This window comes from Micromonospora sp. NBC_01655 (assembly GCF_026339755.1).
Lineage (GTDB): Bacteria > Actinomycetota > Actinomycetes > Mycobacteriales > Micromonosporaceae > Micromonospora.
This window is the reverse complement of record NZ_JAPEQF010000001.1, coordinates 2,898,256-2,911,365: the sequence shown is the minus strand read 5'-3', so window position 1 is coordinate 2,911,365 and position 13,110 is coordinate 2,898,256. Positions and strand designations below refer to the sequence as shown.

The following is a 13,110-nucleotide window of genomic DNA, read 5'->3' as shown; positions in this document are numbered from 1 at the left end:
TCCCGCCCGAGCGTCTCATAGCCCTGGTGACAGCAAGGTAACAACCGCAACTGGGCGGGCGCTTCGGTGCCGGCCCAGCGCCATTCTGCCTGGACACAACAGGAAACTATCGATACCAATAACCGTCGCCCTTCTCCTGCATGGCGCGGTAGCGGCCTGGCGTGACGCCGGCGCACTCCCGGAACGCGGAGGCCGCACGATTCCGGCTTGCCCATCCGACCAGGCGTCCAGCTTCCGCGATTGATGCATCAGATTCTCGAAGGATCCGCGCCATATCCTCGACGCGGAGCATCGTGAGATACGCAATCGGCGTCTTCCCGTAGGCATCCGTAAACACGCGGACCAGCTGCTTCTCGGAGAGGTGCACCGCATTCGCCAGCTCCGGTATCGACCAGGAGTGGCAGATGTCCGAGTGCAGCAGATCCCGTATCGTACGGGCTTCGCTGCGCAGCGGCGCGAACCGTCGACCCCGCGGAATCGACGGCCGAGTGCGTGCCCGCTGGTTCGGGAGAATACGGGTCGGCGAGACCTGGATGAACGGGGAGACCTGATCGATCACGGCATTCCACAGCGCCTGCATCCGGTGAAAACGCTGCTGATACTGCCCGTCGACGCTGAGCGCGACCAGCTCATCGAGCCAGGGCATCAGCATCCCGACCCGGTCCTCACCGAGCCGCAACAATTTGGCCGGCTCCGTGTAGATCGTGTCCGCGACGCTCTGGGAAGCGAAGCGATCCTTGACGAGATTGATGTACTGCCAGAAGAACTGATCGAGGATGAAGTCCAGATCAAGGTAGATCACGGTGACGGTGACGTGTCCCTCGGGTTGTGCGCCGCAGAGCACGTTCGCGCCACGCAGCAGCACGTCGCCGGCCTTGGCGTGTTTCTCCCCGAACTCGCTGTACACGAGCGCCGAGCCGTCGCGTACCGTGACGAGTTTCACGCAATCGTAGGTCGCCGGCCCGACCGGACGGTGAAAGGTCCGCGTACGGGCGAGCAGCGGCTGGAACCCCTCTGCACCGGGCAGGCGACTACTCGCCCGCAACGTTGTCGGGCTTTCACTGCCTGCCATCGCCGTCCCAACTTCATGAGTTGCTCGATACTTGGTGCCGCTTCACGGAGAGGACAGCGACCACTCCCGAAGACACGACGGCATAGGTGCCGGACAGTCCCGTGAACGTCCCCGTGGCGGCGACCATCGCCACAGCTGTCGCGCCGCCGAGAGTGGTGAGCATGTTCGTGAACCCGGACGCCGTGCCCGATTCGCCGGCGGCGACATCTGCGAACGCGCGCAGGTTCAGCACGACGAACGTGATCGGTAGCCCCGCGCCGATCAGGATTCCACCCGCAAGAAGCCAGCCCCACGTCGCGTCCATGAGGCGCACCGCAAGGACCACGCAGGTACCACCAAGCAACAGACGCCGGACTGAATTTGGTCGGCCCAGATGGCGAACCGGTCACGCTCGCCGTCCACTCCGCCGACCGCAGTCGCCTGCCCTCGGCCGACATTCATGTCAGGGAAGGAGCCGAGTAGTTTCCGGCATTGAGAAGGGATTGTCGCACGGCAACTTGTTCAACTCGGAGTGAAATCGAACTCATCGGCGTGGTTCCCATTTGAAGAGCTGGGTGGCGACGACGAAGGACACGAGTACCCAGGCGAGCGTGGGAAGCAGAAGCGAGATGGCGGCCCCGGCGTCAATGCCGTTCCAGGCGTCGATGATGAGTTCTGCGGCTGCGCCCCCAGGGAGGAGCCGTTTGACGAAGGCAAGATCCTCGGTGCCGGTAAGAGCGATCCAGAACGCGACACCAAAGGTGAGGAAGAACACGGGGAGGGTGGTGACCTGGGCGTGCTCGGGCGAGTTGGTGACTCCTGCTGTGCAGAGAGCGAACCCGAGGAACAGCGCTTCGGTGGCGAGGACTCCGACGATGAGAACCGGGATGTTCTGCGGGGCGGTCCCTGTGATTGCCAGTGCGGTGAGGATCACGGCGATCTGGACGACATTGATGAGGACGATCGGCGCGAGCAGGCCCGTGAGGATGCTCGCATCGCTCGCAGTCGTGCTGCGCATTCGCTTCAGGAACAGGTTCTGACGGCGGGCGGCCAGGGTGGTGGTGGCCGTGATGTAGACGCCGAGCGCCGCGACGACGGTCACGAGCAGGGCGGCGACGATGCTCGCTCCGCCGAAGTTGTCCTGGGTGAAAATCAGCACGGCGGCGAAGACGACGGGGACGAGGACGGCAGTGGCGGCGACGAGGCGGTTACGCAGCAGCATCCGCGCTTCAGCTCGGGCGATGGCGATCACGGGGTTACCTCCTGGTCGTCGGTGAGTGTTCGGAACACATCGGCGAGGCTGGGCGTGGTCGCCGAAAGGTCTCGGAGCTCGATGGCGCTCGCGTCGGCCCAACTGAGTAACTGGTAGAGGTCGCTCTGCAAATCAGAGGTTTCGATCATGACGCGATCTCCGCTCACAGATGTCGGGGCCACTGGTATGTCGCCGCTGAGGAAATCGGATTCAAACGTGATACGAGCGGGGAATGCGGCCACCAACTCGGAGAGACTGCCTTCGTGGGCGAGCTGTCCACGGTGCATGAGCCCGATTCGGTCAGCGTGAGCCTCGGCTTCTTCGAGGTAATGGGTGGTCAGCAGAATCGTGCTGCCTTGCGCTCGCAATTCGTCAACAACTCCCCACATCGCGTCGCGGGCGGTAGGGTCGAGCGCATTTGTCGGCTCATCGAGGAATACCAGCTCGGGGCTGCCATAGATCGCGGTGGCGAAATCCAGGCGGCGCTTCTCTCCGCCGGAAAGCTGCGCAACGCGCACCGTGCGCTTGCGGGCCAGGTCGACTCGATCGAGCAGCCGGGCAGGGTCGTCGGTACGGCCGGAAAGCGTGCCGATGAGATTGACGGTCTCTTCGACGGTGAGGTCTCCTGCGAAACCCGATTCTTGGAGCATCATGCCGATCCGGGGGCGGATGCTCTTACGGTCGGAAGGATTGTCTCCGAACACGGTGACCGTTCCTCGGCTTGGGGCACGGTGGCCCTCGATGGTTTCGAGAGTCGTGGTCTTGCCCGCACCGTTGGTGCCGAGGAGGGCGTAAAGCTCGCCAGTGTTGACGTGGAAGCTGAGCTCATCAACTGCGGTGAACGCGCCGTAGGTGCTGGTGAGGTTCTGTACCTCGATTGCGGGTGTCGTCATGCTGATCGTTTCCTCTCAATTGCCACGGCGCATGCTGGCGCGGCGGAGGCTGGTGATCCCGGCGAGGAGAGCGACGACCACGATCCAGGCGATGCAGGCGGCGACCACCCAGCCGGCGTTGTCGAGAATTCCTGCCGGCAGGAACGACTCGGCGGCGTAGAAGCTGTCTGGAATGCTGTCCGCCGCCCCGCCGGTACCGAGCGTGAATCGCCCCGTGCGGATGGCTTCGACGGTGACGATCACTGCGAATCCCGCCGGGATCAGGGTCAGGATCAACAGCACGATGCGCTTCGCTATCTTGCTCACTAGGATGCTCCTTCGTTGTCGTTCGTGACGCCTTGCGTCCTCGGGGTAGGTCTCTATCGTCGAAGAATCCCGAAGCGGGCGGCAGAGCACCGGGTCACGTCTTGACCTGACCTGAACCCCGGGTCTGACCTGACAGTTGTCACCTCGCGACGTGATTGCGCCCACTGTGCGACCCAGTCGGAACATGAGAATGTTGAAGAGGAAGCCACAAGGGCGCCCCTCGTCCGGACGAACAGGGACGGCGCGACTTCGATGGGAGGTGGAGTGATGATCGATACGTTCTCTGCGAACCTCTCGCTGAAGGCCTACCAGGACGTGACCCGATGGGTCTACGTCGGCGTCGGAGCGCTTTTCGGGGCTATCGGCATCTCGGCGGGGTTCGTTTCGACAACGTCACTGCGGTGGGTCGGCCTCGCGGCGGTCCTCACGACAGCGATCGTGGTCCTCTCCGCGCTTCTGTGGCCACGGCGGTCTCGGTTTCCGCTCCTGGAGATCGGTGGCCTGCTGGCAACCGCCGGATGGATTTCCGCGATCTGGTCTGGGGCCCCCGCAGCGACCGGGTTCGCCTTGTTTCTTCCGCTCGTGTACGGGATCGCCACTCGCCGCCCGTGGTGGCCGTGGGCTGCATCCACCGTCTTCGCTCTCACCGCTGCACCACTGATCGCAGGACTTGCGGGAGCGCTCTCCGCCGATGGCTGGCTGGCGAACCAACTGGTCGCCATGTCATTTCTCGGCGCGCAGGTCGCCGTGTTCCTGAGCATCGAGCTCGGCTGGGTCGTCTTCGCCCGCATGGACGCTCACCGAGCCGACGAGAACGAGCTTTCCCTCACTCGTGAACGGCTCCGCTTCGCCAACGAGCTCCACGACGTGCAAGGGCACACCCTTCTCGCTATCAAACTGAAAGCCGAACTCGCCCGGCGAAGCCTCGACCGCGACGTGGATACGACCCGAGCGGAGCTCGCAGAGATCGAGCGACTGGTTGCGGAAGCCTCCGTCCAGACGCGGCAGATCGCCAACGGCTACCGCACAGCCTCCCTCGCCACAGAACTCGCCAACGCCGAAAAGCTCTTTCATGCCGCCGGCATCCGCGCTGAGATCGAACAAGCCCCCGCAGGGCTTGGCGCGTGGGAACCGCTGATCGCCACAGCAATCCGTGAAAGCGTCAGCAACATCCTCCGCCACGCGACACCGACCGCCGTCACTCTCCGTTTCTCCGCTACCTCCATGGTCATCCAGAACGATGGCGCCGCCGTCGATCGCGAGACCGGCGGGGGTGGGGGCAACGGATTACGAAGCCTGCAAGATCGATTCAAAGAGCGGGGCGGCGACGTCCACTGGTCGCTCGATGGCGACGTATTCACACTGACCGCCACTCGATCACTGGAAGGCAGAATCCCATGATTCGCGTGTATCTCGCCGACGACGAAGAGATGTTGCGGACTGCACTCGCGTCGCTCCTCGAACTCGATGACGGGCTCACCGTCATCGCACAAGCCGCATCCGGCGACGCCGTCCTGACCGACTCCGCCCGCGCAGACACAGACGTGTTCCTCCTCGACCTGGAGATGCCCGGACTCGGCGGTCTCGACACCGCCAAAGCGCTTTTGGATGAGAACCCGGATTGTCGCATCGTGATCGTCACCCGACACGCCCGTCCTGGCATCCTCCGCAGCGCCCTCGCCGCCGGACTGCGCGGCTTCGTGCCGAAGAACACCCCGGCAGAACAACTCTCCGCCATCGTCCGCCGTATCCACGACGGCGAACGATACGTCGATGCCGATCTCGCCCTCGACGCCATCAGTGTCGACTGCCCACTTACGGAACGCGAACTCGACACCCTCCGACTCACCGAAGAAGGCAAAAGCGTGCCCGAGATCGCCACGCAACTCCATCTCGCCGCCGGAACCGTCCGAAACTACCTCTCCGATGCGATCACGAAACTCGGCGTGAAGACCCGCCACGCCGCCGCCAAGCAGGCGAAAGCGCGCGGCTGGATCTGACACCGGAAAAAGGGACAAAGCACATGGACCTCTTTCTCACGGCCGTCCAGGTCGTCCCGATGCTTTTCATTTCGCTCTTCCTCGATCGAAACGCCGACGACGATACTGCGACAAAACACGCCACAACGCTCCGACTGTTCCACCTCCTCGTCGCCCTGCTCGGACTGATCGCGTTCTCCATCTCGGTCTACATCATCGGCTCCCAAACCCAACCGGCCAGCTGGATGCGCAGCGTTGTCACGACGGCGCTCGCCTGCGCGATGGCAGCTCTTTCCGCCCAGATCCTCCTCCGCCTGACCGCCCGGTCCACGCGCCGTGCCAATTAGTACCCCCGCAGCATCGGAAGTACGAGGTAGCGCCTCCTGTACCGCTTCGTCCACGTCTGAACTGATCGCGGAGGATGACCCATCGTTCGGTCACCCGTTGAACATGTAGAGCTTCTCGATCTGACCCTCCGGATTCAGGAGAAGGAAGTCTCGGCCGCGTGCGATGGTTGTGCCGTCGGGCGTATTGACGGTCCATTCGAGCTGAACACTGTTATGGTTCTCGCGGAAATCGCCGGGAGCGAAGGAGAGTCCGGCTTTGACCAGATTCTCGTTGTTCACGCGGGTGATGTTCGCCTCGATCTCCTCGCGTCCGGTGAAAGTAACGTTCGCCGGCGCGGCGTGATGGGTGGCGTTCTCAGCGAAGATCGACGTCACGAGTTCGTGGCGGTGCGCGGTGTCGGTGGTCGCCCAGGCGTCGAAGTAGCGGTCGACCAGGGTGGATGCGGTCATGAGTGGGGTTTCCTTTCTGGGGTCAGACGGTGCGGATTGCGCCGCCGTCGATGAGGTAGTCGGCGCCGGTGATGTTGGCTGCGCGGTCGGAGAGCAGGAAGCAGATCAGGTCGGCAACTTCCTCGGGTTCGGAGAGTCTGCCCGTCACCATGGTGACTTGTTCGGGGGTGCCGGCGACGATCGCTTCGATCGGCGCGCCGAGGGCCGCTGCGAGCTTTCCACCGAGCCCGGTTTCGGATTCCCACATCGCGGTGCGGGTCGGGCCGGGCGACACGGTGTTGATCCTGATCCCGGATGCGGCGAGTTCGGCGGCGGCGCCGCTGAACGCCGTGAGGGCGGCTTTCGCGACGTTGTACGCGAGCGGCGGGCCGTCCGGCTTACGCGCCCCGATCGAGGAGACGTTCACGATCGCGCCTCCGTGTCGTGCGAGGAGCGGCAGTGCGGTGCGGGTTGCGCGGATCGTGGACATCGCATTCGTCTCCCACGCGTCCTGCCAATCGGCATCCTCGAGCTGCCCGAACGGGGCCAGCGACAGGCGGGCGCCACCGCCGACATTGTTCACGAGCAGATCGAGCCGCCCATGCGCGCGCTCGACTGCTGCAATGACTTCGTCGGCGCCGTCCGGCGACGCGAGATCGGCGCAGACGATCGTCGCACCCGTCGCCTCAAGATCCGGGCTCGCGGCGCGCGCGACGGCTGCGACCGTGGCGCCTTCCCGCTGCAGGGCGCAGACGGCTGCGAGTCCGATGCCCCGGCTCGCGCCCGTCACGAGCGCTACGTTTCCTGACAGATCGAGTTCCATGTGCAGGTCTCCTTTATTCGACTTACAGGTACAGAATGAAGGCGTGAAAAGGCTAATTGGCGGGGAGTTGGCCTTGGGGCTTAAAAGGGTGCGAGCGCGAGTTGCGCTGAACGCTTCATGAGCTCGGGGTCGCGGCTCGTCTTCGAGAGCAGCTGTATTCCGACAAGGGTGGTGAGGAGATGGTTCGCGAGCGCTTCCGCGTCGAGATCGCGAGAGATCTCGCCGGATGCCTGCCCGACGCGGATGCCATCGAGAAAGGTGTGAGTAGTGCGCTCGAACATGGCGCGCACTCGCTCGGTCGCATCCTCATCGAAGCCTGCAAGCTCCGCCGCAGTGTTCACCGCGAGGCACCCGCGTCGATCGGAGTCGGCGAAGTTCATTTCGATCAAGAGCTCGAACGCGGCGGCGATGCGCTCCTTGACGGAACCGGGGCCTTCGAGTGCCTGATCGACTTGAACGGCCTGCTGCTCGCGGTAGCGATCCAAAGCGAGCGATCCCGAGGTGAGCCCGGGAGGGCGCTTGGTGCCCCGACGAGAGACCAGACGGGCAGTCGCCTCAGCCGCTTCCAATGCCAGCTCTGGCAGAACGGCTGTGTACGTCTTCGCAGTGAGCGCGTACGACGAGTGCCCCAGCATCTCCTGTACCACCTTCATCTTGCAGTGCGAGGTGGGTCGGCTCGTCGGCGTCGTAAAGCCGGGCGGCGTCGCGGGCCTCTCGCACGGCGGCCACGTCGTCGTCGGCCGCCTCGGCGAGCGGCTTGCGCACCAGCGGGGCCAGCGCCATCGGCGTCAGGTCCCACCGGCACACCGTGCCGGCGTCGGTGGGGGCGCCCACCGGACTGTCCCCGCCGTCCTGCGCGACGGCGAGCAGCCAGCCCCCGGGGCGACATCGCGATCCGCCCGCGCGGGTCCCCGGGCGCCGGGCGCAGCTCGACCGCCGTGCCGTCGACCCCGGCCGTCGGCCAGGGGTGGACCCGGGTGACGCCGTCCTTCGCGCTGACGACGATCCGGCCCGCCGGGGCGGCCAGCACCACCGGGAACCGCTGGTGCGACGTGAGCGTGCCACGGGCCCCGAAGTCCGGGCCGAGTAGCCGTACCGCGCCGTCGATCGTGCCGGCGAGCAACCCGTCGCCGTCCTGCAGGAAGTCGAGATGGGCGATCCGGCCCGCGGCCAGGTCGTACCTCAGGTCGGGCAGGGCGGGGCTCGGGCGGATCGTGACCGTGGCGTCCCCGCCGGGCAGCGGCTCCAGCGGCGCGGCTGCGGCGACGAGTTCCCCGGTGCGCCGGTCGACCAGCGTCGCCGTGGTGTGCGACCAGGTGGCGACGAGCCGGCCGTCCGGCGAGCCGGTCGCGCCCCACACCGGGACCGCGTCGTCCGGCAGGTCGAGCGCGGCGCCCCGGTGGCTGGACCCGTCGTCGGCGTGGATCCACGTCCCGCCCTGGGCGGTCACCGCCGCGCAGGCCCCGTCGGGAAGCCGGAGCAACGCGACGACGTCGTCCGGCAGGCGGCTCAGCCGCCGCCAGCCGCCGGCCTCGGCGAGCAGGAGATCACGGTACGGGCCGCCGGCCGGCCCGACGGCGGCCAGCACCCGCCGCCGGGGCAGGCAGAGCACGTGGCGTACGGAAAGAGGTGTTCCGCGCGCCCGAAGACGTCGCCGCGGTGGGCGGGTCGGTGGCGGGGTCCGGCGCGGGCAGGCGCGTGACCAGGCTCGGGGTGCCGGTGGTCCAGATTTCCGTCCCCTGCGCGTGCCGCCCGACGGCGAGCAGCGGGGCGTCCGGGGCGAAGGAGAGCCCGGAGACGGATCCCGGGCCGGGCACCGGCGGCAGCGGGCGGGGCGTGCCGGAAAGGGACGGCCCGAGCGCCTCGGGGCCGAGCCGGGCGGCGGGCAGTGCCCGGTCGAGCAGGTCGGAGCCGCCGTCCGGCGGGGTCCAGTCGCTTCCGGCGAGCCGGACGGCCACGTCCAGCGCGGCCGGGAAGGTCAACCGGGGCAGCATCGCCCAGGCGTCCGCCTGCCGTCCCTCCCCGACGAGCCGATCGGCCTCCCGGGCCGTCGTACGGTCGAATGCCTGTCTGAGTGCGTACAAGCCCCTCGGCACGGCCCCCTACTATCGTCCTTCCGACCTCACCCCACCGACCCGGATCCGGAAGGCCCCCATGACGCATCCACGTCCCAACCCGTCCCCGACCGCGCCGCCTTGGCCGCACTGCGGCCACGGTTCCAGCGAGCAGGATCCGGTCGGCTGCCGGGGCATACATATCCCCGGCCACACGGCCTGCCTCACCCACCTGACCCGCGCCGACCGCCGCGCATACCTGGACGACCTGAGCCCCCGCGCGAACCTCGACCTGCGCGGCACCACGTTCGAAGACCGTCTCTGGGAGTCCCTGCTCGATGCCCTGCGCGACGGGGAGCCCGGCATCGGCGACGCTCAGTTCACGGCGGCGGTCTTCGAATGCACCGCCTGGTTCGACTCGATGGCCTTCGACGGTAACGCCGTGTTCGACGCGGCGACCTTCCAGGGCAAAGGCTGGTTCGAGGCGGCGACCTTCGCGTGGCCAGCCTCCTTCGAGGGGGCGACCTTCGAGACCTATGGGGGCTTCCAGGACGCGACCTTCGAGGACAGGGTCTCGTTCAAGGGGGCGACCTTCACCGGCATGGCCGCCTTCGACCGGGCGACCTTCGAGGGCGCGGTTTCGTTCGAGGGGGTGGCCTTCAAGGAGTTCACCCGATTCGGTGAGGTGTCCTTCCGGTCTACCGCCGACTTCACGTCGACAAACTTCGGGGCAACCGCCACGTTTCAGGAGGCGACTTTCGACGGCCCCGCCGCCTTCAACTCGGCGACCTTCGAGCACCACGCCTGGTTCACCGAGAAAATCTATAACGTCACCGAGGGCCTGCGGTCGGCCACGTTCAGACACGATCCGAAACTGACCCGCTGAGCCCGCCCATAGCCCAACGCCGCTTCCTTAGGTCCACAGTAGATTACGATCTACCCTGCGGCTGGGGTGACTCGTATCGTCGGGGCAGCGCGGAATCGTTTGCCCGATCGGGTGGTGATCGAGGTTTTGACCAAACGTTTCCGCCGGAGTTGGTGGACGCAGTGATCGATGAGGCGCAGGCTCGGGAGCAGCGAAAACGGTCGTTGCCGGCCCGGACCGACCACGTACTTCACCCTGGGGATGCGGTTGTGGCGTGAGCACGGCTACGAGAAAGCGCTGCGGCAGTTGATCGACGGGCTGGGCTGGGGCCGGGCCGGATGAGGCGGACGTGGCCTGGTCCGGGTCGATCACCAAGGCGCGGGCCCGGCTCGGGGTCGAGCCGTTATGGTTGCTGTTCACCCGGGTCGCCGACCCGATCGCCGCAGCGGGGCGACCGGGTCAACCCCAGGACACGCCGTGATGCGTCAAGCCCTGTACTGGTCACGATGGCGCCGCAGACGCCAAGCCCAAGCCACCCACTAGCGTGCCGCCCGCCCGGTCCGCTTCGGCAGCGGGCACACCGACGTAGGCCAACAGTTCGTCCGGCGCGACCAGGCCGGCGGGGTCAACAACGCCGACGACACGCTGCGGGAACCTCGCGGTAGCGCGTACGTCGTCGCCGATGAGTTCTGCCAGGGCCGGTGACACGACGATCTCACCAGCCGCTGGCCACACTGGCACGCCGGGCGGCCAAGGCGATCGCGCGGTGGTGTTCCACACGGCGACCCGGTGTAACGGGCGGGTGCCGATGTTGTCCTCGACGGTGCGCAGCTTGAGACACCCCGGCGGGCCGGCGGACGTCGCCAGGACATGCTCCCGATCACCGATCCGGCCGTCCTGCCGTTCGGCGACACCCGGCGCAGCGAGGGTCGCCAGGAGCACGAACGCGCCGAAGGCGACCGCTGCCGCCTGCAGCACCAGGCGGACCAGCCCAGCGGCGCCGCCGCCGCGGCACAGCCGCAACCCCAACCGCACGAACGGCAGGTAGCTCACGTTTGCAGCACGCCGTCTCGCATCGTCAGGACCCGGTCGGCCGTGGCGGCGACCTCGGCGGCGTGGGTGACCAGGATGAGCGCGCTGCCGCCAGCGCGAGCCAGGTCGAGCAGCGCTGACATCGACTGCGCGGCCGAGTGGGAGTCCAGCGCGCCGGTCGGCTCGTCAGCGAAGACGACACTCGGCCGGTGCACGAGCGCGCGCGATGGCGGCCCGCTGAGCCTGCCCACCGGACACGCGCGACGGTGTGCGATTCCGCTCACCGTCGAGGCCGAGGCGGGCCAACAGGCCGTCCGCGGTGGCGCGGGCCTTTCTGGCGGACATGCCGGTCAGGCGCAACGGCAGCTCCACGTTCTCGACCAGCGTCAGCTCCGCTATCAGCTCACCGAACTGCATCACGAAGCCGCACGGGCGCAGCCGCAAACCGGCCCGGGCGCGGTCACTGACCGCGCCGAGGTCGACGCCGTTGAGACGCACCGACCCCCTGTCGGGGCGCAGCACTCCCGCGAGCAGGAACAGCAGAGTGGATTTGCCCGAACCGGACGGGCCCGTGATCGCTACGACCTCGCCCCCGGCCACCCGCACGCTGACCTCGCGCACGGCAACCGTCTGGCCGACCGTGTAAGTCAGACCGTCGCTCGAGACAACGTCAGCACCCAGACCGATGCCCATCCCGAAGACCACCCCCGAAGTTGCTCACGACGCAGGCGATGCCAGCCATGCGCTCCATAGCACCCGCAGAGCAGCCAGAAGTGCCGCAACCATGTTCCGCCCGGTGACGCTCTACGCGACGCCCCCATCCGGCCCGCGTCATCGGGGCATCGGGGCGTACTCGGCGACCAGGTACGACCGGTAGGAGATCACCGCGGGAACCGTCACGTTCAACTTCCCCGCCGTCGTGGTCAGCACCTCCTCGTATCCCGTCGGTCGCTTGGCTGAAGATGGTGACCGCGACGGGCTCTCCGGCCTGGTGGATCTCATGCAGTACGGCGCTCAGGGCGGCGGGGTCGCTCAGGCCGACCTCGTGGTTGTCGCGGTGGTCGCCCCGGTCGTATGCCCACGTCACCTTTCATGCGATGGCCTTTCCGTTGCCGGTGTAGGTACGCCACAGACGTACCTGCCCGTCATCGTCGCGTACGTACACGGTCAACTGCGCACCGGACGGCAGGAGCCGCGAGAGGATCCTCTCGCAGCCGTAGGGCTCGTAGTCACACGGCGCGTTGTTGGTCAACACGACCGCGTACGTTGCCTGTTCGCGGCGCATCCGGGCGGCGAGCTTGGCCTCCAGGTGATCGGTCGTGGTGGCGATGAGCTTGTAGGCCGGCTTGAGGTCCACGGCGGCGGCGGGATCGCGGGCCCGACTTCATGGGCACTCGTTCGCCGTTGATCAGCGCCACACCGGACGTGGGGTCTTTCGCTCGCCGTCCGGGCAGGTCGCGGGCGGCCTCCGTCAACCAGCCGGGCAACCGATCCGTTTCGGCCGGCACCTGGGTTGGGCTCGAGGAGGTGTCGCTCGTGCCGGGCGGTCGGCTGACGCCGCCGCCCGTGGTCATTTTCCCAGGTCACCGACCTGCCGGGCCTGATCGAGCGCCGCTTCGACGTGATGGCGGGCCTCGCCTCCTCGGGCCCTGACCGCGGCAAGTCCCTGTCCGACCTGCTGCAGGCGGGCCAGTGTCGGTCCGGGTTCCCACCCTGCAATGCCGCGGTGACGAGTCGCCGTGCTTCCTCGATGCCCGCTGCCGCCGCCTCGACCGCCCCATCGGCAGCGGCGAGGGCGGCGACCAGGGGCGTGAGCGGTTGCCGCGGCTGGTGTACGCCTTGTCGGCCAGCATTAGGTCGGGACGAGTGCGGGGTCGGCCGCCGGCGAGCCGGTACACCTTGATCCGCTCCAGCACGGTGATGAACTGCGGGCTGTCTCCGCGCTGTCCAGCGAGCCGACGGCGATGTCCCCGGCGGCGATGATCGCCGCGCCGTCACTCTCGACGGTGAGTGGCGGGAGGGCGGAGGGTGTCGCGGACCAGGCAGGTCCCGGATGGCGCACCCGTCGTTGCGTCGATC

General features: G+C 67.2%; 20 protein-coding genes and 2 pseudogenes. 6 read left to right on the top strand and 16 right to left on the bottom strand.

Features of this window, described 5'->3' with window-relative positions; all coding sequences use genetic code 11:
• Window positions 1-106: 106 nt before the first annotated feature.
• From OOK41_RS13700 to OOK41_RS13680, 5 genes are all read right to left on the bottom strand, one after another.
• The gene (locus tag OOK41_RS13700) at window positions 107-1,072 is read right to left on the bottom strand and encodes an AraC family transcriptional regulator (RefSeq protein WP_266265076.1); all 966 of its coding nucleotides are present in this window, start codon (window positions 1,070-1,072) and stop codon (window positions 107-109) included.
• A 13-nt stretch (window positions 1,073-1,085) separates the two neighbouring features.
• Window positions 1,086-1,376, bottom strand: a complete 291-nt coding sequence (locus tag OOK41_RS13695) for a hypothetical protein (protein ID WP_266265074.1) — start codon at window positions 1,374-1,376, stop codon at window positions 1,086-1,088.
• Window positions 1,377-1,595: 219 nt separating this feature from the next.
• Window positions 1,596-2,303, bottom strand: a complete 708-nt coding sequence (locus OOK41_RS13690) for a hypothetical protein (RefSeq protein ID WP_266265071.1) — start codon at window positions 2,301-2,303, stop codon at window positions 1,596-1,598.
• A complete protein-coding gene (locus tag OOK41_RS13685) occupies window positions 2,300-3,196 on the bottom strand; it encodes an ABC transporter ATP-binding protein (RefSeq protein WP_266265069.1) in 897 nt (298 codons plus the stop codon). Before OOK41_RS13685 ends, OOK41_RS13690 begins: the two co-directional genes overlap by 4 nt.
• Before the next feature lie 15 nt (window positions 3,197-3,211).
• On the bottom strand, window positions 3,212-3,502 hold the full coding sequence (locus OOK41_RS13680; RefSeq protein WP_266265067.1) for a hypothetical protein: 291 nt from the start codon (window positions 3,500-3,502) through the stop codon (window positions 3,212-3,214).
• A gap of 267 nt (window positions 3,503-3,769) precedes the next feature.
• Between OOK41_RS13680 and OOK41_RS13675 the strand changes: the two genes are divergently transcribed.
• The 3 genes from OOK41_RS13675 to OOK41_RS13665 are packed head-to-tail and all read left to right on the top strand — an operon-like array spanning window position 3,770 to window position 5,828.
• On the top strand, window positions 3,770-4,903 hold the full coding sequence (locus tag OOK41_RS13675) for a histidine kinase (protein WP_266265065.1): 1,134 nt from the start codon (window positions 3,770-3,772) through the stop codon (window positions 4,901-4,903).
• Window positions 4,900-5,502: a DNA-binding response regulator gene (locus OOK41_RS13670; protein WP_266265062.1), complete on the top strand. Its 603-nt coding sequence runs from the start codon at window positions 4,900-4,902 to the stop codon at window positions 5,500-5,502. The genes OOK41_RS13675 and OOK41_RS13670 overlap by 4 nt, the downstream gene beginning before the upstream one ends.
• A 23-nt stretch (window positions 5,503-5,525) precedes the next feature.
• The gene (locus OOK41_RS13665) at window positions 5,526-5,828 is read left to right on the top strand and encodes a hypothetical protein (protein ID WP_266265059.1); all 303 of its coding nucleotides are present in this window, start codon (window positions 5,526-5,528) and stop codon (window positions 5,826-5,828) included.
• Between the two features lie 90 nt (window positions 5,829-5,918).
• Here the strand turns inward: OOK41_RS13665 and OOK41_RS13660 are convergent, their stop codons facing one another.
• The 5 genes from OOK41_RS13660 to OOK41_RS13640 form a co-directional block, all read right to left on the bottom strand.
• A complete protein-coding gene (locus tag OOK41_RS13660) occupies window positions 5,919-6,278 on the bottom strand; it encodes a nuclear transport factor 2 family protein (RefSeq protein ID WP_266265057.1) in 360 nt (119 codons plus the stop codon).
• 22 nt (window positions 6,279-6,300) lie between these two features.
• Window positions 6,301-7,080, bottom strand: coding sequence for an SDR family NAD(P)-dependent oxidoreductase (locus OOK41_RS13655; protein WP_266265054.1), 780 nt, complete (start codon window positions 7,078-7,080; stop codon window positions 6,301-6,303).
• Window positions 7,081-7,160: 80 nt separating this feature from the next.
• Window positions 7,161-7,715 (bottom strand): TetR family transcriptional regulator C-terminal domain-containing protein, encoded by a 555-nt coding sequence (locus OOK41_RS13650; RefSeq protein WP_266265052.1) that lies wholly within the window; start codon window positions 7,713-7,715, stop codon window positions 7,161-7,163.
• Between the two features lie 14 nt (window positions 7,716-7,729).
• Window positions 7,730-8,692, bottom strand: a complete 963-nt coding sequence (locus OOK41_RS13645; RefSeq protein WP_266265050.1) for a hypothetical protein — start codon at window positions 8,690-8,692, stop codon at window positions 7,730-7,732.
• Window positions 8,628-9,164, bottom strand: coding sequence for a hypothetical protein (locus OOK41_RS13640; protein WP_266265048.1), 537 nt, complete (start codon window positions 9,162-9,164; stop codon window positions 8,628-8,630). Before OOK41_RS13640 ends, OOK41_RS13645 begins: the two co-directional genes overlap by 65 nt.
• A gap of 70 nt (window positions 9,165-9,234) precedes the next feature.
• Between OOK41_RS13640 and OOK41_RS13635 the strand changes: the two genes are divergently transcribed.
• The 3 genes from OOK41_RS13635 to OOK41_RS13630 all read left to right on the top strand — a co-directional run bounded on the left by OOK41_RS13635 (window position 9,235) and on the right by OOK41_RS13630 (window position 10,480).
• Complete coding sequence (locus OOK41_RS13635; RefSeq protein WP_266265046.1) at window positions 9,235-10,020, top strand: pentapeptide repeat-containing protein; 786 nt, start codon at window positions 9,235-9,237, stop codon at window positions 10,018-10,020.
• A complete protein-coding gene (locus OOK41_RS32040) occupies window positions 10,017-10,277 on the top strand; it encodes a transposase domain-containing protein (protein WP_353962216.1) in 261 nt (86 codons plus the stop codon). The genes OOK41_RS13635 and OOK41_RS32040 overlap by 4 nt, the downstream gene beginning before the upstream one ends.
• Window positions 10,278-10,348: 71 nt before the next feature.
• Window positions 10,349-10,480, top strand: coding sequence for a hypothetical protein (locus tag OOK41_RS13630; protein WP_266265044.1), 132 nt, complete (start codon window positions 10,349-10,351; stop codon window positions 10,478-10,480).
• Window positions 10,481-10,500: 20 nt separating this feature from the next.
• On the opposite strand, the gene OOK41_RS13625 is transcribed toward OOK41_RS13630, so the two are convergent.
• The 6 genes and pseudogenes from OOK41_RS13625 to OOK41_RS13605 all read right to left on the bottom strand — a co-directional run.
• Window positions 10,501-11,052 carry a hypothetical protein gene (locus OOK41_RS13625; protein ID WP_266265042.1) on the bottom strand — a complete coding sequence of 184 codons (552 nt, stop codon included), beginning with the start codon at window positions 11,050-11,052 and terminating at the stop codon, window positions 10,501-10,503.
• Complete coding sequence (locus OOK41_RS31895) at window positions 11,049-11,246, bottom strand: hypothetical protein (protein ID WP_323136164.1); 198 nt, start codon at window positions 11,244-11,246, stop codon at window positions 11,049-11,051. The genes OOK41_RS13625 and OOK41_RS31895 overlap by 4 nt, the downstream gene beginning before the upstream one ends.
• A complete protein-coding gene (locus tag OOK41_RS13620; RefSeq protein WP_323136163.1) occupies window positions 11,218-11,724 on the bottom strand; it encodes an ATP-binding cassette domain-containing protein in 507 nt (168 codons plus the stop codon). The genes OOK41_RS31895 and OOK41_RS13620 overlap by 29 nt, the downstream gene beginning before the upstream one ends.
• Window positions 11,725-12,121: 397 nt before the next feature.
• A complete protein-coding gene (locus OOK41_RS13615; protein WP_266265039.1) occupies window positions 12,122-12,388 on the bottom strand; it encodes a DddA-like double-stranded DNA deaminase toxin in 267 nt (88 codons plus the stop codon).
• A 213-nt stretch (window positions 12,389-12,601) separates the two neighbouring features.
• Window positions 12,602-12,837: pseudogene (locus tag OOK41_RS31890) on the bottom strand (DUF6244 family protein).
• A 5-nt stretch (window positions 12,838-12,842) separates the two neighbouring features.
• Window positions 12,843-12,983 (bottom strand): annotated as a pseudogene (locus OOK41_RS13605) (IS5/IS1182 family transposase); the annotation flags it as partial.
• Window positions 12,984-13,110: the final 127 nt, after the last annotated feature.

Excerpts from the sequence above, each read along its gene's own strand:
- OOK41_RS13700 (WP_266265076.1), bottom strand. The coding sequence starts at position 1,072 with ATGGCAGGCAGTGAAAGCCCGACAACGTTGCGGGCGAGTAGTCGCCTG.
- OOK41_RS13695 (WP_266265074.1), bottom strand. The coding sequence starts at position 1,376 with ATGGACGCGACGTGGGGCTGGCTTCTTGCGGGTGGAATCCTGATCGGC.
- OOK41_RS13685 (WP_266265069.1), bottom strand. The coding sequence starts at position 3,196 with ATGACGACACCCGCAATCGAGGTACAGAACCTCACCAGCACCTACGGC.
- OOK41_RS13675 (WP_266265065.1), top strand. The coding sequence starts at position 3,770 with ATGATCGATACGTTCTCTGCGAACCTCTCGCTGAAGGCCTACCAGGAC.
- OOK41_RS13670 (WP_266265062.1), top strand. The coding sequence starts at position 4,900 with ATGATTCGCGTGTATCTCGCCGACGACGAAGAGATGTTGCGGACTGCA.
- OOK41_RS13665 (WP_266265059.1), top strand. The coding sequence starts at position 5,526 with ATGGACCTCTTTCTCACGGCCGTCCAGGTCGTCCCGATGCTTTTCATT.
- OOK41_RS13660 (WP_266265057.1), bottom strand. The coding sequence starts at position 6,278 with ATGACCGCATCCACCCTGGTCGACCGCTACTTCGACGCCTGGGCGACC.
- OOK41_RS13655 (WP_266265054.1), bottom strand. The coding sequence starts at position 7,080 with ATGGAACTCGATCTGTCAGGAAACGTAGCGCTCGTGACGGGCGCGAGC.
- OOK41_RS13650 (WP_266265052.1), bottom strand. The coding sequence starts at position 7,715 with ATGCTGGGGCACTCGTCGTACGCGCTCACTGCGAAGACGTACACAGCC.
- OOK41_RS13635 (WP_266265046.1), top strand. The coding sequence starts at position 9,235 with ATGACGCATCCACGTCCCAACCCGTCCCCGACCGCGCCGCCTTGGCCG.
- OOK41_RS13620 (WP_323136163.1), bottom strand. The coding sequence starts at position 11,724 with ATGGGCATCGGTCTGGGTGCTGACGTTGTCTCGAGCGACGGTCTGACT.